The following is a 20,128-nucleotide window of genomic DNA, read 5'->3' as shown; positions in this document are numbered from 1 at the left end:
GGTAGTTCGATACCCGGTACCGGTTTTAGCCAGTTTGCTTGCTGTATAGAATGCTAAAGTAATTTAGTATGCGAAAAGGCTTGCCTTAAGACTTTGCCTGCATTTAATGTATCTAGCAGCAGAACTTCAATCTGCGTGACAACAATACAGGAGAGGATCGGGCTTTCACTTTTTCGCTCGACACAAACCCCTTTCAAATTTACACAATAGCGCAGTAAAACTCTCTTGCTGCGCTATTGTGTGTTCCATATTTTGTGAGTACTTATGTTTAACTCAGAACGCAAAGCGACGGTTATTCTGGTTGCGACGACGATGATCGCGGCACTTGGCTGGATATTCTCTAAGGAAACAATACAGGGTTTACCACCTTTTGGCTTTATTGGGGCGCGATTTACTATCGCTTCGCTCTGCTTACTGCCTCTATGTTACCGACCTTTGCTGAAAGCAAACTTAAAAGATGTGCTTTCTGCTGGTGGTGTCGGGCTCCTGTTAGGCAGTGCCGTTATGACATGGATTTACGCTATTTCTATCAGTGATACTCTCGGGGAAGGCGCATTTATCATGAGCCTTTCCATGCTGTTTGTGCCGATTGTTGCATGGGTTATGTTTCGTCAACGACCACAACGAATTTTCTGGCTTTCTTTGCCTATCGCTGTATTAGGTCTTGCTTGTCTTTCTTTAGTTGGTGGCTGGAAACAATCGGCCAGTCAATTGTGGTTTCTTGGTGCAGCACTGGTTTTGGCGCTTCATTTTAATGTGAACAGCAAATACTCTCAAAAACTACCTGTGCTGCTGCTTACTTGCGTGCAACTTTTTTCAGCAGGTTGTTTAGGTTTGTTGGTTTCATTTTTTATGGAATCTTTCCCGGCAGAGGTAGACTCCTCTATTTGGTGGTGGTTTGCGTTGAGTACCTTATTAGCGACGAGCTTGCGTTACGTAATGCAAACCATGGGGCAAAAATTTGTTCAGGCAGGTAACGCTGCTCTAATTATGATATTAGAACCAGTTTGGACGGTTATTCTGAGCGTGCTGTGGTATGGCGAAGTGCTAACGGCAAATAAACTAGTAGGTTGTGTGCTTATCTTATTTTCTCTAATTATTTATCGTACTGGCGGGCGGTTTCGCTTCCCTACTCGAAAGTAGAGCAAATTAACTTGGGTTGGGAGAATTTGAGGTGCCGGATGGCCTTCTACGAAAGTGATAATACGCGGTTACGCAATGCTAATGACACTTTTGATGTAGGCTGCCGACCCAGCTCTTCGCTGATCATCCAGCCAGCTTTAGCCAGTAGCTCTAAGTCGATCCCCGTTTCTATTCCTAACCCTTGGCATAAATACAGTACATCCTCCGTTGCGACATTTCCTGATGCGCCATGAGCGTATGGGCATCCACCCAGCCCAGCTACACTACTGTCGATGGTATTGATGCCCATACTCAGTGCCTGATAAATGTTGGTGAGAGCTTGTCCCCATGTGTCGTGGAAATGGACAGCAAGCTGGGGAAGAGGTGCAACCAACATGACGGCTTCCAGCATAGCAGCAATTCGACTTGGCGTGCCTGTGCCGATTGTATCGCCTAGGGATACTTCATAGCATCCTAAATCGATGAGCGATTTGGTCACGCTCGCCACCTGTTTAGGGGCTGTTGGACCGTCGTAAGGGCAATCTGCAACGCAGGATAGATAACCTCGAACAGGGATGCTGTGTTTGGTGGCTAATCGCATTACAGGCTCGAAGCGAGTTAAACTTTCTGCAATCGAGCAATTGATATTGTGTTGGCAGAATCCTTCTGAGGGTGAAGTGAAAATCGCGACCTGATTGGCGTCAGCCTCCAACGCTTGTTCTAAGCCTTTTAGGTTTGGTGTCAGGGCAGAGTAGGTAACATGATTTCGCCGTGTTATTGCTTTCATGACCTCTATTGAGTCCGCCATTTGTGGCACCCACTTGGGTGAGACAAAAGAGCCCGCCTCAATATGAGTTAGCCCAGTATCAGAGAGTAAGTTGATCAGCCGGATTTTAGTCTGGGTCGCAACAGGAGATTCATTTTGCAACCCATCTCTAGGACCTACTTCGACAATCTTTACTTTGGAAGGTAGCATTACTTGTCCTGTGACTTGGTGACCCAACTTGGGCTACGTTTTTCAAGAAACGCGTGCAGCCCATCTTGACCTTGGGGTGATACTCTAATGTCCGCAATGAGCTTGCTAGTATAGTGAATCAGTTGTTGATCGATGGGGTTTTGATGACATTGATGGCAAAGCGTTTTCGCTTTACGCATCGCATCTGGGCTATTAAGTAGCAACGTCTTGATTACGCTATCGACCGCATTTTCAAGCTGTTTGGCTTCTTTCACTTCGTGCACAATACCAAACCGTTCGGCATCTTCGGCTGAAATGACTTCACCACTTAAGATATAGCGTCTAGCTTGTCTATTCCCCATCGCGCGCATGACGTAAGGCGCAATGGTCGCTGGAACTAAACCAAGCCTAACTTCACTTAAGCAAAAGTTGGCACTTTGGCTTGCGATGGCGATATCACTACAACAAATCAACCCTAAAGCACCACCATAAGCGGAACCTTGAACAACTGCGATGGTGGGTTGAGGGAACGAATCTAATGTTTCCATGAGTCTTGCCAAGTTTTGGGCATCAACGAAGTTATCTTGCATCGTGCTGTCGGCCATCGACTGCATCCAATTCAAATCGGCCCCGGATGAAAAGTGCTTGCCGTTACTTCTTAATACCAAGCACCGCACATCCGTTCGTAAAGCGAGATAATCTAGGCGGTGGATCAGCAAGTCGATCGTACAAGCGTCAAAAGCATTGTGTTTAGCTGTTCTGTTTAGGGTAATGGTCGCTACGCCATTATCATCGACATGCCAAAGAACATCATCTTGCCTTTGGGCGTTGGGAATAATGCTTGGTTGCATTTCCTGCATACTAACTTCCTTAATTCATCTTTGGATGTTTACATTCTGAAGACGCCAAACTCGCTATCAGGAATGGGGGCATTTAATGCTGCCGTTAACGCTTGACTCAACACCTGACGCGTTTTTTTAGGGTCAATAATTCCGTCATCCCATAGCCGAGCGCTCGCAAAATAGGGATGTCCTTGTGTTTCATACAAGTCTATGATCGATTCTCTAAAAATGTGCTCTTCTTGCTCTGACCACGCTTCCCCCTGACGTTCCTTCGCGTCTTTTCGAACTTGTGTTAAAACGCCTGCTGCTTGTTCTCCGCCCATCACAGAAATACGCGCGTTCGGCCACATCCACATCATGGTTGGATCATACGCTCGGCCGCACATGCCGTAATTACCAGCGCCGTACGATCCACCGATGATCACGGTAAACTTCGGCACGTCAGCACAAGCGACGGCCATCACTAGCTTGGCGCCATGTTTTGCGATGCCTTCTTCTTCAACCTTTTTTCCGACCATAAAGCCGGTAATGTTTTGGAGAAAAAGAAGCGGTGTTTTCCGTTTGGCGCACAGCTCAATAAAGTGCGCGCCTTTTTGTGCCGATTCAGAAAACAAGATACCGTTGTTTGCCACAATGCCAATCAAGTGTCCTTGAACACGAGCGAAACCACACACTAGCGTTCTGCCGTACAAGGCTTTGAATTCGTCGAAATCAGAATCATCGACGATGCGGGCAATAATTTCTCGAACGTCGAATGACAGTCGTAAGTTGGCATTCACGATTCCGTAGATTTCTTCTGCGTCGTAGCGGGGAGGAAGTACGGTGTTTTCTGGCTTAACAGGTCTTGTTCTATTGGCATTGGCAATGGCTTCTCTCGCAAGCATTAGGGCATGTTCATCATTTTCAGCGTAATAATCTGCGACACCAGATTTTCGACAATGCACGTCTGCACCGCCGAGCTCTTCACCCGTCACGACTTCGCCAGTGGCCGCTTTCACCAAAGGTGGCCCCGCCAAAAAAATGGTGCCTTGCTCTTTAACCATAATGGACACATCCGCCATGGCAGGAACGTACGCGCCCCCAGCAGTGCAAAGCCCCATCACAACAGCAACTTGGGGGATGCTTTTCGCTGACATTCTCGCTTGGTTAAAGAAAATGCGACCAAAGTGTTCTTTGTCGGGGAAGACGTCGGACTGATGAGGGAGATTTGCGCCACCGGAGTCCACCAAGTACACGCAGGGGAGTTGGCAACGTTGCGCAATCTCTTGCGCTCTAAGGTGTTTTTTTACCGTGAGTGGGTAGTAGGTTCCGCCTTTTACCGAAGCATCGTTGGCGATGACCATGCATTGAATCCCCTCTATGATACCAATGCCGGCGATAACACCAGCGCAGGGGATCGCTTCGTCATACACTTGCCAGGCGGCAAACTGGCTGATTTCAAGAAAGTCAGTGTTGTCATCAAGCAAGCGCGCGATGCGTTCTCGGGCGGGGAGTTTTCCTTTTTGCCTCTGGTGCTCAATGGCTTTTTCACCGCCGCCCTGTTTGATGGTCTCGATGTGTTGATTAAGTTGAGTGACCAACGTTTCCATAACAGCTTTATTGGAAAGAAATAACTCGTCAGTTGGCTTAGTTTTACTTTTGATAATGGCCATAATGACTTCCTTGTCGTATGTTCCGTTAGCGAGATTCTTCGAACAGCTCTCGGCCTATTAACATGCGGCGAATCTCAGAGGTACCCGCGCCGATTTCATAAAGCTTTGCATCACGTAGCAAACGCCCAGCAGGGTATTCATTGATGTAGCCATTCCCACCGAGCAACTGGATTGCATCGAGTGCCATTTGTGTGGCGAGCTCTGCACTGTACAAAATCGAGCCAGCGGCGTCTTTGCGTGTTGCGTTACCTCGATCACAAGCCGCTGCGACGGTATATACATACGCTTTTGCTGCACTCATTCGAGAGTACATATCGGCGATCTTGCCCTGAACTAACTGAAACTCGCCAATGGATTTTCCAAACTGCTCTCGTTCATGTACGTACGGGACCACAATGTCCATGCAAGCTTGCATTATCCCGAGTGGTCCGGCAGCGAGGACGACGCGCTCGTAATCCAGCCCACTCATTAATACCTCGACGCCTTGATTCAACTCGCCAAGAATATTCTCTTTTGGCACTACGCAATGGTTAAATACAAGTTCGCAAGTATTCGAGCCTCTCATGCCTAGCTTGTCCAGCTTTTGAGCATGAGTGAAACCTGCGAAGTTACGTTCAATAATGAATGCGGTAATGCCACGTGAACCTGCGCTGACATCTGTTTTAGCGTAAAGCACCACTACGTCAGCATCGGGCCCGTTTGTTATCCACATTTTGTTGCCATTCAGTACAAAATGGTCGCCCTTGTTCTCCGCTTTCAGTTGCATGCTTATCACGTCTGAACCGGCATTGGGCTCGCTCATCGCTAGGGCGCCAACGTGCGTACCATCAATGAGTTTTGGAAGGTATTTTTCGCGTTGAGAAGGCGTGCCGTTACGAAAGATTTGGTTGACGCACAGGTTAGAATGAGCGCCGTAGCTTAAAGCGACAGACGCAGAGGCACGGCTGATTTCTTCCATGGCAACAACATGAGCGAGGTATCCCATGCCTGCACCACCAAGCTCTGCATCGACGGTCACACCAAGCAACCCCATTTCTCCCAACAAAGGCCATAAATGATTCGGGAACTGGTTATCGCGGTCTATCTCAGCGGCGATGGGCGCGATATGTTCCGTAGCAAAGGCATTAACGTGTTCTCGGAGCATATCGATGGTATCACCAAGTCCGAAATTGAGTGGGGTATAGGTGCTTTTCATAACGTCTCCCGGTATCAGAGGTAAGGTGGAAAAGCCTGTAGCGGTGTTGCTAATTGAGTATAGCGTTTATGTCTGCTTGCTTTTGAGTGTTTGAATACAACGCTCCTTAGCGGCATTCAACTCTGCCATAACGACGCTGATGTCGTTGAGTTGTTGCTGTAGGACGGCTTGTTTCTCTTCAATGATATTGAGCATTTTCAATAACTGTCCTTCGGTTTGTTGCATGTCGTAGAGCTCGAAAAGTTCACGAATTTCTGCCAACGAAAAACCGAGTCGTTTCCCTCTTAAAATCAGTTTGAGGCGAATTCTATCCCTGCGTTGATAAACGCGCATATTGCCTTTTCGCTCTGGTTCAATCAGACCCACGTCTTCATAAAACCGGATACTGCGAGTAGTAATATCAAACTCCTTGGCGAGGTCACTGATCTTGTATTTTTCCATAACATACTTACCTCGAATAAAAATCCAGTTTCTGGAAATCGAACCTTTAATGGGAAGGTCGAACATCAACTTTGAAATATAAACGCCTGCTTGGTGTGTTTTTTCATCTCATTGTAAAGGCTAGTGCTATGCTTACGTAAACGTCAAGAAATCGCGGAATGAAAGTTTGTTAGTGAAAAAGGCGATAAAGGCTGGTGTGGCGCTTGGTGAGTAATTCTATGTAGGGTGTCATCATTCTGCCAAGTGTTCACATATACCTTAAGGGAATGCGAATCATGGGAAAAGACATCTGGATTGTCAGCGCGAAAAGAACGCCAATTGGGCGCTTTCAAGGCAAGTTGCAAACTTACTCTGCTCCTCAATTAGGCGCACTGGCGATCAAGGCGGCAATGCACGAAGTGAATGTGACTTCGGTGGATGAAGTGTTCATGGGATGTGTGCTTCCAGCAGGGTGTGGACAAGCTCCTGCGAGGCAAGCATCTATGGGGGCCGATCTTCCTTTGGGTGTAGGGTGCACCACCATTAACAAAGTGTGTGGCTCTGGCATGAAGAGCGTCATGTTAGCGCACGATCTCATTAAAGCTGGAACGATTCGCTCTGCCATTGCTGGTGGTATGGAAAGTATGACCAATGCGCCGTATTTGCTGAGGGAGGCGAGAAAGGGAATGCGCATGGGGCACCAGTCTACGTATGACCACATGTTTCTCGATGGGCTACAAGATGCTTACGAAGGGCACTTAATGGGTGTTTATGCTCAGCAAGTTGCTGACAGGCTTAAGTTCACCAGAGAGCAAATGGATGAATGGGCCGTGATGTCGGCAAAGCGTGCGTTGGAAGCTCAAGAGCGAGGCTTGTTTGCCGATGAACTTTCGCCGGTTTCACTCAATACCAAGTCAGAACAAGCGGTGCTGGACTACGATGAGCACCCTCGCTCGATTGACCTTGGTAAAATTCCTCAACTCAAACCTGCATTCGATGAAAAAGGTACGGTGACCGCTGCTAATTCGAGTGCCATTTCAGATGGCGCGGCGGCTCTGGTGCTTATGGATGAAGACACTGCGCGTCATCAGGGGCTTAAACCACTTGCGATCATCAAGGCGCACTCTACACATGCCAGAAAACCTGCAGAATTTACTTTGGCACCCGTCTACGCAATTGAGCAACTGCTGTTCCAGCTAGATTGGTCAATTTATGAAGTGGACCTGTGGGAAATCAATGAAGCCTTTGCCGTCGTGACACAAATAGCGGTGGCGGAACTTGGACTAGATACAAGCAAAGTAAATATTAAAGGTGGAGCCTGTGCACTTGGGCATCCGATAGGGGCTAGTGGCGCACGAATTCTGGTGACATTGATTCACAGTTTGCGTCAGCTACAAGCGCTAGGCACCAATGGTGATCTCGAAGCCAAAAAAGTGATGCGGGGTGTTGCATCACTTTGTATCGGCGGTGGAGAAGCCACGGCGATAGGCATTGAAATACCGCTTTAATTGAAATCAGAAAGGAGTAAATGATGACTCGTTTGGTTCCCTTGTTTATTGGTGGCGAGTTTCGTGAATCTCAAACATCGGATTGGGTTGAGGTAACCAATCCCGCCACTAATGATGTCATTGCGTACGTTCCATGTTCCACAGAGCACGAGATGGAAGCCGCCATTGATAATGCGAAAGAGACATTCCAATCTTGGAAAGAAGTGGCGATACCCGAGCGTGCCCGAGTTATGCTTCGTTATCAGCACTTGCTCAAAGAGCATCATGATGAGCTTGCCACACTGCTTTCTCATGAAACGGGTAAGATTTTAGCGGATGCTAAAGGCGATGTGTGGCGAGGCATAGAGGTTGTTGAGCAGGCGGCAAACATTGCCAGCAACATGATGGGCGAAACCGTCGAAAACGTTGCCACGGATATTGATAGTTACTCAATGATTCAGCCCCTAGGTGTGTGTTGCGGCATTACGCCATTTAACTTTCCTGCCATGATTCCGTTGTGGATGTTCCCAATCGCTATCGCTGCGGGCAATACATTTGTGCTTAAACCCTCCGAACAAGTGCCGTTGACCTCTATTCGTTTAGCTGAACTATTTGAGCAAGCTGGCGCGCCGAAAGGAGTGTTGCAGATCGTTCATGGCCGCAAAGAGCAAGTCGACTTTCTTCTGGCTCATCCTGATATTCGAGCGGTGTCATTTGTTGGCTCGGTTCCCGTTGCCCGTTATATCTACACCACAGGGACTAAACATTTTAAACGGGTTCAAGCTTTTGCTGGTGCAAAGAATCACATGGTGATCATGCCTGATGCAAACAAAGATCAAGTGGTGAATAACCTAATCGGAGCCTCCGTTGGGGCTGCGGGGCAACGCTGTATGGCGATTTCTGTTGCGGTATTTGTCGGCGATTCAAAACAATGGATTGCAGACCTGAAACTGGCGATGGCGAAAGTACACCCAGGGCCTTGGGATGATGAACAGGCTGCTTATGGCCCACTGATCAGTGAGCAAGCCAAGCAACGCGTATTGGACCTAATCGAAGATGGCAAACAACAAGGCGCAGTGTGTGAACTCGATGGCAGTCAGTGTGAAGTGGACGGCTTTCCCGATGGAAACTGGATTGGCCCAACCTTGTTTAGCGGTGTAACAGCGAACATGTCGATTTACACGCAAGAGATATTTGGCCCTGTTTTAGTTTGTATGGAAGTCGAAACGTTGCAAGAGGCCATTGAGTTGGTGAATCGCAACCCTTACGGCAACGGAACTTCTATATTTACCGCTAATGGCGCTGCTGCGAGAAAATATCAGCATGACATTCAAGTCGGTCAAGTGGGGATTAATGTGCCAATTCCAGTCCCTTTACCATTTTTCTCCTTTACTGGTTGGAGAGGCAGTTTCTATGGTGATTTACATGCGTATGGTAAACAAGCAGTGCGTTTTTATACCGAGACCAAAACGGTGACGGCGCGTTGGTTTGATGACGATATTCCAACGGGGCTCAATCTGACCATCCAACTGCGCTGAGTGAATAAAAGGAGCTTTTATGGACTTTGAACTTAATGAAGATCAACGTGCATTTGCCGATACCGCTCAACAATTTGCCGATGAGCGTTTAGCACCGATGGCGGCGGAGTGGGATGAAAAGCAGATTTTCCCCAAAGACGTATTGAGAGAGGCGGGGGAACTGGGGTTTCTCAGTCTCTACACACCAGAAGAACATGACGGCTTAGGGTTAAGCCGTTTGGATGCGTCAATTATCTTTGAACAACTCTCAATGGGCTGTACGTCGACGACCGCTTTCATGACTATCCACAATATGGTGAGTTGGATGATAGCCAGTTTTGCTACCGATGAAGCCAAAACGCAGTTCTGTCCGAAATTAGTTACGGGGGAGTGGTTAGGCTCCTATTGCTTAACCGAGCCTAATGCGGGATCGGATGCCGCTTCGTTGACCACAACCGCGAGCAAAAAAGGTGATACTTACGTGTTGAATGGTGGCAAAACCTTTATCTCTGGCGCAGGAGAGACAGATGTTTTGGTCGTGATGGCGCGAACCGGAGAAGCGGGTGCCAAAGGCGTGTCTGCATTTGTTGTTCCTGCTCAAACAGGTGGTATCAGCTATGGGCGCAAAGAACCCAAAATGGGTTGGAACAGCCAACCAACACGAGCGGTTACTTTTGAAAATGTCGTTATTCCAGCTAGCCATTTACTGGGCGAAGAAGGGCAAGGTTTTGTCTTTGCGATGAAAGGGCTTGATGGAGGGCGTATAAATATTGCGACCTGCTCCGTCGGTACGGCTCAACAGGCCCTTAATCAGGCGGCACGGTACATTCAAGAACGTAAGCAGTTCGGCAAGCCGCTTGCGCAGTTTCAAGCCTTACAATTCAAATTGGCAGACATGGCGACAGAGCTAGTGGCTGCGCGGCAGTTGGTGCGCTATGCCGCCAGTAAACTCGACCGAAATGACCCGGATGCCACGGCTTATTGCGCGATGGCAAAACGGTTCGCAACCGATGTGGGCTTTCAGGTTTGCGACCAAGCGCTGCAGCTTTATGGCGGCTATGGCTACATCAAAGAGTATCCAATGGAGCGTCATTTCAGAGATGTGCGTGTGCATCAAATTCTGGAGGGAACGAACGAAATCATGCGCTTGATCATCGCGCGCCGTTTGCTCTCTGAGGAATCGACCTTGCTGTAGCGAAGTATTGGATTTGCTCATTGAGAAAGGATTCAGATATGCCATTAACCCAAGCAGCCATTCAACATACGATCACTAATCACGTTGCGGTGGTGACAATGAACAACCCGCCAGCCAATACGTGGACAGCAGAGAGCCTCAAGGCACTGAAGTCGCTGATACTCACACTTAACGATGATAAGCAGGTCTATTCATTGGTTTTAACTGGCAGTGGAGACAAGTTTTTCTCTGCTGGTGCTGATCTCAAGCTATTTTCTGATGGTGACAAAGCGGTTGCGTTAGACATGGCGCGATGCTTTGGTGAAGCGTTTGAAACACTCTCGGAATTCCGTGGTGTTTCCATTGCCGCCATTAATGGTTACGCCATGGGCGGAGGGTTAGAAGTGGCATTAGCTTGTGATATTCGAGTAGTTGAAGAGCAAGCGGTACTTGCTTTACCTGAAGCCAAAGTCGGACTTTTGCCCTGCGCTGGCGGTACCCAAAACCTCACAGCGTTAGTAGGAGAAGGCTGGGCAAAGCGCATCATTTTATGTGGAGAACAAGTCAGCGCTGACAAAGCAAAAGAACTAGGCTTGGCTGAGGAGTTGGTTCCCAAAGGTGAAGCTTTAAGTAAAGCGCTGGAGCTTGCTGAATCTGTTTCGAACCAGTCGCCATCTTCTGTCGCCGCATGTAAGGCGCTCATTCAAAATATGCGCTCTGCGCCACTTCAACACGGCTTAATGAAAGAGCGAGAGTTGTTTCTGAATCTTTTTGATACGGAAGATCAAGTTGAGGGTGTTCGCGCCTTTTTAGAAAAACGCCCACCGCAATGGAAAAACCGATAGGAGGCCACATGGCAGGGATGGTAACCATCAGTGAAATAGAGTGCTTAGATGGCGTGCACCGCATTGGTATCGCAACGTTAGACAACACCGCTTCATTGAATGCATTGACGTATGACATGTTAGTCCAACTTAACGATCAGCTTGTCAAGTGGCAAGACGATCCGCATGTGACTTGTGTGGTACTCACTGGCGCTGGAGAAAAAGCATTCTGTGCTGGTGGTGATGTTCGAGCTATGTATCATGTCATGCATAACGAGAGCAAAGAAAAAATCGTAGAGTTCTGTACGGACTATTTCTCGTTGGAGTATGAGTGTGACTATCTCATCCACACTTACAACAAACCCATTATCGGTTGGGGAGAAGGCATTGTCATGGGCGGTGGGATGGGGCTTTTTATGGGAACCAGCCATAACGTTGTGACAACAACATCACGCCTTGCTATGCCAGAAATCAATATCGGACTGTATCCTGATGTGGGAGGTACGTGGTTTTTAAGCCAGATAGATCCGCAAGTGGGCTTATTCCTCGGATTGACAGGTTCAATGGTAAATTCAAGTGACGCTGTCACTATTGGTTTGGCCGATTGGTTACTGTTGGAAGAGCAGTATCCCACCTTACTGGATGAGCTAAAGCGGCTCCAGTGGGGCAAAGAAGATGCGAAAGAGTTGGTAACTGCGCTACTAAAATTAATGGAAGAACAGGTTATTGATAGCAAACCAACCACGCAAATTTGTCCATACTTAGATCAGATAGAGGAAGCGTGCAAAGGCTTTGATCTTAATGCGATAGCACAGCGAATCATGACTATCGAAGGGAATAGCCAGTGGATAGAAAACGCGAAACAAACGTTCGCATCGGGCAGTCCGATCACCGCGCATATTTGCTTTAGACAAGTGAAAGAGTACCACAGCTTACCGCTTGCAGATTGCTTCCGTTTAGAGTTGAGTTTGTCGGTTCGCAGTGCCTTATTAGGTGAGTTTAAAGAGGGCGTCCGTTCTCGGCTCATTGACCGGGATGGCGAGCCGAGCTGGATATTTAACAGTGTCAGTGAAGTCGATGAAGATGTTATCGATACTTTGTTTACCTCGCTTTGGTCAGATAACGAGCATCCGCTTGCTAATTTGGGTGAACAAACACTAGGTCAATAAGGAGAATGATCATGAGTACCATCGCATTTATCGGTTTAGGAAGAATGGGGCATCCTATGGCGCAAAACTTACTCGCGTCTGGATTTAACGTGCAAGTATTCGATGTCGATAGCGAAGCCGCAAAGCAACTAGTACCTTTTGGTGCCGTGGTGGCGAGCTCTATCGAAGAGGTAGTAGATGGTGCAAGCACAGTCATCACGATGCTACCAGCAGGATCTCACGTTCGTTCCGTGTATCTTGGCGACTTACATGGTGGCGTAGGTGTCCTCAACCTTGTCTCGCCAAGTACCTTGATGATTGATTGTTCAACCATTGATCCGGACTCCGCGCGATTAGTCGCCAATGAAGCGGCAAATAAACGCGTGTTGTTTGTCGACGCACCCGTTTCGGGGGGCGTTGCTGGCGCTAAAGCGGCGACATTAACCTTTATTGTTGGTGGTTCGGATCAAGCGTTTTCTAAAGCCAATGCCATTTTGCAGTATATGGGAAAAAATGTTTTCCATGCTGGCAAAGCAGGCGATGGTCAAATGGCGAAAATCTGTAACAACCTTATGCTCGGCATTTTAATGTCTGGTACGTGCGAGGCATTAAACCTAGGTATCGATCATGGACTCGATCCAAAAGTGCTATCAAACATCATGCTGCAAAGCTCTGGCCGAAATTGGGCATTGGAGCTTTACAATCCTTGCCCAGGTGTGATGGACAGTGCGCCAGCCAGTCACGATTACCAGCCGGGCTTTATGAGCAAACTCATGCTAAAAGATCTCGGCTTGGGGTTAGATGCGGCGTTACAAACACATTCTTCGGTTCCGATGGGGTCGTTAGCGCGCAACTTATATTCTTTCCACAACGCGAGCGGCCACGGCGAGCTCGATTTCTCAAGCTTATTTGAGTTATACAAGAGTAAGAAAGGCTAGACCGAGTTTTGTGACAAACCAGCCCGAGATGGTGACCTAAAATGCGCATCATTTCGGCCAACTTAGACTGGTTGAGATAGAGAACATTACGAGCTATGGAGTGCACCAATATGGACATAAAAAGTAGTGTTATTGCCATTACAGGAGCAGGGCAGGGGCTTGGGCAAATGATGGCCATTACCTTTGCTCAAGCTGGCGCTGATTTAGCGTTGTTGGATGTAAACGCCAGTGGCTTAATGGAAACACAAGAGCAGTGTCGAATGCTGAGTGCGAAAGCGTTGACATATCAAGTGGATGTCACCAACGAAATCGACGTTGAAACCACGTTTGAAGCGATTATCCAAGATTTTGGTCAACTCAATGGGTTAGTCAATAACGCTGGCGTATTAAGAGATGGACTACTTGTAAAAGCAAAAGATGGCGTGATCAGTAAGATGTCTTTGGATCAATTCAATTTGGTCATGAACGTTAACGTGACAGGAACATTTTTGTGTGGGCGTGAAGCGGCCGTCAAGATGATTGAGAGTGGCTCCCAAGGCGTTATCATCAATATTTCTAGTGTTGCGAGAGCAGGGAATATCGGACAAACCAATTATTCTGCATCTAAAGCGGCGGTCGCGACCATGGCGACAACATGGGCCCGTGAGCTCGCAAGATACGGTATTCGCGCGGCGGCGGTTGCACCAGGTGTAGTACATACCGCGATGGCAGAGCAAATGAAACCCGAAGCCATAGAGCGATTAGAAAAGATGATCCCAGTTGGCAGGATGGGCGAAACAAGCGAAATCGCGCATGCAGTAAAATACATTATTGAGAGTGATTACTTTACTGGCAGGGTTTTAGAAGTGGATGGAGGCATTCGTATGTAAGTGACCACTGAAATAAGGCTCTGATAGACCTGAATAATAAGTTTCTTTCCATTTCAACATTTTCTATGTTGTGGAGTGCTAATTCTGCGCAACCCAAATGTATTTACAACTTATGTTTGGATTTACCTTGAGAATGATTTCTCGCAATCCAATAAAGAGATGTAAATACCACTCAAATATTAAGTGAAATCATTAATTTGATTCTGATCACACTTTTGGTTTTTTAGTTTCCGCTTCTCACTAAGGCTATCTGCGTAAATGAAGTTGATAGTCAGTCTCATCAATTTTTAGTTTCAACTGTTTGTTTTTAAATAATTAATTGTTGAAGCACGAGAAATTCGTGTTGAGGTTAATATTCTATTTAAAGTGTGTAACTTCCATTAATGGAAGGTTAGTTTCCAGTTGTGGCTAATGAGCTTTAACTTTTTACTCCTCATAATGCGCCAAATGTAACATAGTGTTTCAAAGTGTAACAATAAACTCACACTAAGAGTGTGGTTTTGATCTCCACTCAATTCCGTTTTGTTTCGCTCTGAGCCCGACGTTACTCATGCTCAACACATAAACATTCTAATGACTATAACAACTGGTTCTTGGCTTGATACCAATCGTATCGTAGTAAATAACGGTTCATTCTAGCTGGTTAAATGCTTGATGACGAAGTTGAAAAATTGTAAGTAGAATAACTACTTATCGAAGTTTTTCTTGTTCTCATACATTACCTCTGCGCTATTTGTGAGCTCTTATTTACTTTGATTGGCATCTGCTTTGAAACCAGACAACCATCGAGAAAGTTAATGGAAGCCTCAAGATATAAACGCATCTTGTCGAGGGGAAGTTTGGCGTCCGTCATACTTATGCTCTCAGGATGTAATTCAGCTTTACTTGACCCCAAAGGTGCCATTGGTGTGCAAGAAAAAGAGTTAATTATTACTGCTCTTTTGCTGATGTTGATCGTTGTAATCCCTGTGATTTTAATGACGATTTACTTCGCTTACCGATACCGCGCCTCTAACACTGAAGAAGAGTACGCACCCGAGTGGTCACACTCGACCAAAATCGAAGTGGTGGTATGGACAATTCCAATCATCATCATTGCGATTCTTGCGACGATCACATGGCGTTCGACTCATGAACTAGAGCCATCCAAACCTTTGGAAAGTGATGTTAAACCAATGACCATCGAAGTGGTGTCACTCGATTGGAAATGGTTGTTCATCTATCCAGAAGAAAACATTGCGACGGTGAACTATGTGGCGTTCCCGAAAGACGTGCCAGTGCAGTTCAAACTGACTTCGGACAACATCATGAACGCTTTTTTCATCCCTCGCTTAGGTACACAGATCTACGCGATGCCAGGCATGGTAACCAAGCTCAACCTCATAGCGAACCACGAAGGTGACTATAAGGGTTTTGCATCGAACTACAGCGGCGAAGGCTTTTCGCAAATGAAGTTCACAGCTTCAGCAATGTCTGATCGTGCTGCGTTCCTAAATTGGGTGCAGAAAGTGAAGGCGAGCCCTGATCGTATTGAAGATTGGGAGCAATACAGCTCACTGGCAGCGCCAAGTATCGCAGAGCCAGTCACTTTGTTCTCTAGCGTTCCTCCGTTCTTGTTCACCGACGTTGTGACTCAGCATCCTGGTTCAATGAACTGTTTGCCTGAAAACCAAGGATAATCGTAATGTTTGGAAGATTAACTCTTGATTCAGTTCCATTCCACGAACCTATTATTGTCATCACCCTAGCGGTTGTGGCGCTGGTTGGTTTAGCCGTAGTTTACGCGGTGACCAAAGCCGGAAAGTGGCAATATTTGTGGAATGAATGGTTTACTTCAGTAGACCATAAAAAACTTGGCTTCATGTACATCGCAGTAGCGATGGTGATGCTTGTTCGTGGTTTTGCTGACGCAGTCATGATGCGTAGTCAGCAACTCCTTTCTTCTGCGGGTGAAGCAGGTTACTTACCACCGCATCACTACGATCAAATTTTTACTGCCCATGGCGTGATCATGATCTTCTTCGTAGCGATGCCATTGGTCATTGGTCTGATGAACATCATCGTGCCATTGCAGATTGGTGCGCGTGACGTAGCTTTCCCGTATCTGAATAACTTGAGCTTCTGGCTGTTTGTTGTAGGTGTCATCCTAACAAACATGTCTCTCGGCTTAGGTGAATTTGGTCGTACAGGTTGGCTAGCGTATCCGCCGCTTTCAGGTATTGAGGCTAGCCCAGGAGTCGGGGTCGACTATTGGATTTGGGCGCTGCAGATATCAGGTGTTGGTACGACGTTAACAGGCGTGAACTTCTTCGCGACCATTTTGCGTATGCGTACACCGTCTATGCCAATGATGAAGATGCCAGTTTTCACTTGGGCATCTCTATGTGCAAACATTTTGATCATCATTTCATTCCCAATCCTAACGGTGACTATCGCTCTGCTTACGCTGGATAGATACCTAGGCATGCACTTCTTTACCAATGATCTTGGCGGCAACGTAATGATGTACGTCAACCTGATTTGGGCTTGGGGCCACCCAGAAGTGTACATTTTGATCTTGCCAATTTTTGGTGTGTTCTCAGAAGTCACCGCAACCTTCTCACGTAAAAAGTTGTTCGGTTACACATCGCTAGTTTGGGCTACCGTAGTTATCACGATTCTTGCCTTTGTCGTTTGGCTACACCACTTCTTTACGATGGGGTCTGGCGCGAACGTAAATGCCTTCTTCGGTATTGCCACGATGATCATTTCTATCCCAACAGGGGTGAAGATCTTCAACTGGCTATTCACGATGTACAAAGGCCGCATCCGCTTTACGACGCCAATGATGTGGACGGTGGGTTTCCTGATCACCTTTACTGTTGGTGGTATGACGGGCGTACTAATGGCTGTTCCGGGCGCAGATTTCGTTCTGCATAACTCAGTATTCCTTATCGCTCACTTCCACAACGTTATCATCGGTGGTGTGGTGTTTGGATGTTTCGCTGCGATCACTTACTGGTTCCCGAAAGCGACCGGTTTCACCATGAATGAAACTTGGGGCAAACGCGCGTTCTATCTTTGGATTATTGGTTTCTTAATGGCGTTCTTACCGCTTTACGCGCTGGGCTTCATGGGGATGACTCGTCGTTTAAGCCAAGACATCAACCCAGAATACTTCCCACTGTTGTCGATTGCCGCAGCAGGTACGGTTGTGATTGCGCTGGGCGTATTGTCTCAGTTCATCCAAATTTACGTGAGTATCCGTGACCGCGAGCAAAACCGTGATTTAACTGGTGACCCGTGGGGTGGTCGTACTCTTGAGTGGGCAACATCGTCTCCACCGCCGTTCTACAACTTTGCGCACCTACCAAAAGGTGATGTGCTGGATGCCTTCTGGTACCAGAAACAAAGTGGCGAGTTCGATCCAACTAAAGAAGTGGAATACGAACGTATTCATATGCCAAAAAACACGGCAACAGGCATCTACGTGTCGGCTTGGTCGCTCCTATTTGGCTTCGGCATGATTTGGTACATCTGGTGGCTAGCGGCGGCAAGTTTGGTCGGTATTATCGTGACGTGTATTCAGCATAGCTATAACGATGATGTGGATTACTACGTGGAAGTTGAAGAGATCAAAGCAATTGAGGCCGAACGTCGAGCTCAGCTTGAAGAAGCGAAGAAAAACTCAGTGAAAGACAGCGAAAGTAAAGATGATCTGGAGGTGACGTATGCAAACTAATATCGCAGCACATCACGACCATGATCACCACCATGACACGAATGGCAACAAGCTATTTGGCTTCTGGGTTTACCTGATGAGTGACTGTGTATTGTTTGCGACCTTGTTCGCGACGTACGCTGTGCTGTCGAGCAATTCAATTGCAGGCCCAACAGGTAAAGACATTTTCGAACTCCCATTCGTGTTTGTCGAAACCATGCTGCTGCTGTTTAGCAGTATCACATTTGGTTTTGGCATTATCGCGATGAAGCGCAACAACGTTGCTGGTCTCAAACGCTGGATGTTAGTCACGTTCGCGCTTGGTCTTGGCTTTATCTGTATGGAGGTCTATGAGTTCCATCACCTGATTGAAGAAGGCTATGGGCCCCAAACAAGTGCATTCCTGTCGGCATTCTTTACGTTGGTTGGTACGCACGGCCTGCACGTAACCTTTGGTCTGATTTGGTTAGCGGTAGCGTATCATCAACTGTCGACGAAAGGTCTGAACGACAATATGGCAATGCGCTTTAACTGCTTAAGCCTATTCTGGCACTTTCTAGATATCGTTTGGATTTGTGTCTTTACCATCGTTTACTTACTGGGGGTAATGTAATGGATCAACATGTAGAAACCAGTTCGTCAGATTACGTGAAAGGCTTTATTGCCTCACTGATTCTGACGGTAATTCCGTTCTACTTTGTTTGGACGAAATCATTACCAGATACAACGACCTATGCGATTCTATTTGGATGTGCATTAGTGCAGATATTTGTTCACTTTAAATACTTCTTGCACATGGAAACAAAAACATCCGACGGACGTTGGAATCTTGTATCACTGATGTTTACCGCCATTGTTGTACTTATCCTTATCGCTGGCTCGGTATGGATCATCTACAACATGAACGTCAACATGAAGTTGTAGGTCAAGGCATGCTGAAAAGTTATTTGTCTATCACTAAACCGGGCATTATTTTCGGCAACCTGATTTCTGTTGCGGCGGGGTTCTTCCTCGCCGCAAAAACAGAACCAGCCAGTCTAATGCTGTTCGTTACGACGTTAGTTGGTGTTGGGTTAGTCATCGCTTCAGGTTGTGTGGTGAATAATATTTTCGATCGTGATATCGACCAAAAGATGGCACGTACACGAAATCGTGAAACAGTGAAAGGCAACATCAATATCGATATTGCGTTTGTTTATGCACTTGCTTTATTGCTGGTAGGAACCGCACTGTTATTTATCCGAGTGAACCCACTATCCGCTGTCGTCGTGTTGCTTGGCTACGTGTATTACGTGTTCTTTTACACGATGTGGTACAAACGTAACTCGGTGTATGGAACCTTAGTGGGAAGTATCTCAGGCGCAGTTCCGCCATTGGTGGGTTACTTGGCGGTAACAAACTTCATTAGCTTGGAAGCGATTTTACTCTTTACCATGTTCTGTCTCTGGCAAATGCCGCACTCTTATGCCATTGCCATGTTCCGCATGCAAGACTACCGAGAAGCCGGGATTCCCGTATTGCCAGTTAAAGAAGGTATTCATAAAGCGCATCGACACATGAAAGCGTATGTCGTGGCGTTTGGAGCAGCATCATTGGGGTTATTTTTACTAGGTGAAGCCGGGTATGAATACTTAGCGGTTGCAGCGGTTGTTTGCTTTATGTGGACGAAAGTGACCTTTCGCAGCATTGATGACAACAACTATATCGCTTGGTCAAAGTCGGTGTTTAAAGTCTCACTGCTAGTGGTGATGGGGATCAGTGGTGTGCTTGGTGTCGAGTTGATTCCTCTAGCTCTGTAACAACCAGACCTAAGCGTTTGCTACGCGCTAATATCTTGTGCTGCTGAATGCATCAATGGCCTTACCTAGAAGTAAGGTCATTTAACTTTCTATTGTCCTTTGTTTTCCCTGTTCCTCCTCTAGCTTCACTATCACGTATTCATATCTAAAAGCAAAAACAACCAGCGTGTAAAACATAGTAGATCGCGCGTTTCCGCTGACGCGTAATAATGCCAAGAGATAGCGACGATTAAGCTAAAAGTATAAACAGCGCAATAACTCTACTTACCATATGAGAATTCAATATCGACAGTTTGTAATGTAAACATTTGGGGGGGAGTGCTAGTTCTCATAGCAGCATACAAACTAACAATGTGAATGTTTGAGTTGAATCACCTGCTAGCGAAATACACAAGTTTTACTACTGAAAGTGGGAGAGGAAGCATCTTAACTCCAGTGAAATGAACACGATTAAGAATCATCCTTTTACATAATCTAAAAACTCAC

The 20,128-nt window shown here is 46.8% G+C and carries 18 protein-coding genes; 13 read left to right on the top strand and 5 right to left on the bottom strand.

What is annotated here, in order from left to right; translation table 11 throughout:
- Positions 1 to 264 precede the first annotated feature (264 nt).
- Entirely contained in the window at positions 265 to 1,143 is an 879-nt protein-coding gene (locus R7E42_RS11395) for a DMT family transporter (protein WP_005375761.1), read from the top strand.
- Between the two features lie 46 nt (positions 1,144 to 1,189).
- On the opposite strand, the gene R7E42_RS11390 is transcribed toward R7E42_RS11395, so the two are convergent.
- The 5 genes from R7E42_RS11390 to R7E42_RS11370 form a co-directional block, all read right to left on the bottom strand.
- Positions 1,190 to 2,098, bottom strand: a complete 909-nt coding sequence (locus R7E42_RS11390) for a hydroxymethylglutaryl-CoA lyase (RefSeq protein ID WP_318072675.1) — start codon at positions 2,096 to 2,098, stop codon at positions 1,190 to 1,192.
- A complete protein-coding gene (locus tag R7E42_RS11385; protein WP_256902640.1) occupies positions 2,098 to 2,937 on the bottom strand; it encodes an enoyl-CoA hydratase-related protein in 840 nt (279 codons plus the stop codon). Before R7E42_RS11385 ends, R7E42_RS11390 begins: the two co-directional genes overlap by 1 nt.
- A 29-nt stretch (positions 2,938 to 2,966) precedes the next feature.
- Positions 2,967 to 4,571, bottom strand: a complete 1,605-nt coding sequence (locus R7E42_RS11380) for a carboxyl transferase domain-containing protein (protein WP_318072674.1) — start codon at positions 4,569 to 4,571, stop codon at positions 2,967 to 2,969.
- 25 nt (positions 4,572 to 4,596) lie between these two features.
- Positions 4,597 to 5,766: an isovaleryl-CoA dehydrogenase gene (locus R7E42_RS11375; RefSeq protein WP_318072673.1), complete on the bottom strand. Its 1,170-nt coding sequence runs from the start codon at positions 5,764 to 5,766 to the stop codon at positions 4,597 to 4,599.
- Between the two features lie 66 nt (positions 5,767 to 5,832).
- On the bottom strand, positions 5,833 to 6,207 hold the full coding sequence (locus R7E42_RS11370) for a MerR family transcriptional regulator (RefSeq protein ID WP_017821195.1): 375 nt from the start codon (positions 6,205 to 6,207) through the stop codon (positions 5,833 to 5,835).
- A gap of 275 nt (positions 6,208 to 6,482) precedes the next feature.
- Between R7E42_RS11370 and R7E42_RS11365 the strand changes: the two genes are divergently transcribed.
- The 12 genes from R7E42_RS11365 (at position 6,483) to cyoE (ending at position 19,642) form a co-directional block, all read left to right on the top strand.
- A complete protein-coding gene (locus tag R7E42_RS11365) occupies positions 6,483 to 7,694 on the top strand; it encodes an acetyl-CoA C-acyltransferase (RefSeq protein WP_017821196.1) in 1,212 nt (403 codons plus the stop codon).
- 23 nt (positions 7,695 to 7,717) lie between these two features.
- Positions 7,718 to 9,211, top strand: coding sequence for a CoA-acylating methylmalonate-semialdehyde dehydrogenase (locus R7E42_RS11360; RefSeq protein WP_213963840.1), 1,494 nt, complete (start codon positions 7,718 to 7,720; stop codon positions 9,209 to 9,211).
- 19 nt (positions 9,212 to 9,230) lie between these two features.
- Positions 9,231 to 10,385: an acyl-CoA dehydrogenase family protein gene (locus R7E42_RS11355; RefSeq protein ID WP_213962395.1), complete on the top strand. Its 1,155-nt coding sequence runs from the start codon at positions 9,231 to 9,233 to the stop codon at positions 10,383 to 10,385.
- A 38-nt stretch (positions 10,386 to 10,423) separates the two neighbouring features.
- On the top strand, positions 10,424 to 11,209 hold the full coding sequence (locus tag R7E42_RS11350; protein ID WP_206952830.1) for an enoyl-CoA hydratase: 786 nt from the start codon (positions 10,424 to 10,426) through the stop codon (positions 11,207 to 11,209).
- A gap of 8 nt (positions 11,210 to 11,217) precedes the next feature.
- On the top strand, positions 11,218 to 12,357 hold the full coding sequence (locus R7E42_RS11345) for an enoyl-CoA hydratase/isomerase family protein (protein ID WP_318072672.1): 1,140 nt from the start codon (positions 11,218 to 11,220) through the stop codon (positions 12,355 to 12,357).
- A gap of 11 nt (positions 12,358 to 12,368) precedes the next feature.
- Entirely contained in the window at positions 12,369 to 13,274 is a 906-nt protein-coding gene (gene mmsB, locus R7E42_RS11340) for a 3-hydroxyisobutyrate dehydrogenase (RefSeq protein WP_005375775.1), read from the top strand.
- A gap of 110 nt (positions 13,275 to 13,384) precedes the next feature.
- A complete protein-coding gene (locus tag R7E42_RS11335) occupies positions 13,385 to 14,143 on the top strand; it encodes an SDR family oxidoreductase (RefSeq protein WP_053349980.1) in 759 nt (252 codons plus the stop codon).
- A gap of 797 nt (positions 14,144 to 14,940) precedes the next feature.
- The gene (cyoA, locus tag R7E42_RS11330) at positions 14,941 to 15,822 is read left to right on the top strand and encodes a ubiquinol oxidase subunit II (protein WP_005388604.1); all 882 of its coding nucleotides are present in this window, start codon (positions 14,941 to 14,943) and stop codon (positions 15,820 to 15,822) included.
- A gap of 5 nt (positions 15,823 to 15,827) precedes the next feature.
- Positions 15,828 to 17,864 (top strand): cytochrome o ubiquinol oxidase subunit I, encoded by a 2,037-nt coding sequence (gene cyoB, locus R7E42_RS11325; protein WP_005375781.1) that lies wholly within the window; start codon positions 15,828 to 15,830, stop codon positions 17,862 to 17,864.
- Entirely contained in the window at positions 17,854 to 18,456 is a 603-nt protein-coding gene (gene cyoC / locus R7E42_RS11320; protein ID WP_005375782.1) for a cytochrome o ubiquinol oxidase subunit III, read from the top strand. Before cyoB ends, cyoC begins: the two co-directional genes overlap by 11 nt.
- Positions 18,456 to 18,767 carry a cytochrome o ubiquinol oxidase subunit IV gene (gene cyoD / locus R7E42_RS11315; RefSeq protein WP_005375783.1) on the top strand — a complete coding sequence of 104 codons (312 nt, stop codon included), beginning with the start codon at positions 18,456 to 18,458 and terminating at the stop codon, positions 18,765 to 18,767. Before cyoC ends, cyoD begins: the two co-directional genes overlap by 1 nt.
- Positions 18,728 to 19,642, top strand: a complete 915-nt coding sequence (gene cyoE, locus R7E42_RS11310) for a heme o synthase (RefSeq protein WP_033906955.1) — start codon at positions 18,728 to 18,730, stop codon at positions 19,640 to 19,642. Before cyoD ends, cyoE begins: the two co-directional genes overlap by 40 nt.
- The last annotated feature ends 486 nt before the right edge of the window (positions 19,643 to 20,128 follow it).

The organism is Vibrio sp. Vb1337, assembly GCF_033338715.1.
GTDB classification, from domain to species: Bacteria; Pseudomonadota; Gammaproteobacteria; order Enterobacterales; family Vibrionaceae; genus Vibrio; species Vibrio alginolyticus.
This window is presented reverse-complemented; position numbering and strand designations above follow the sequence as displayed.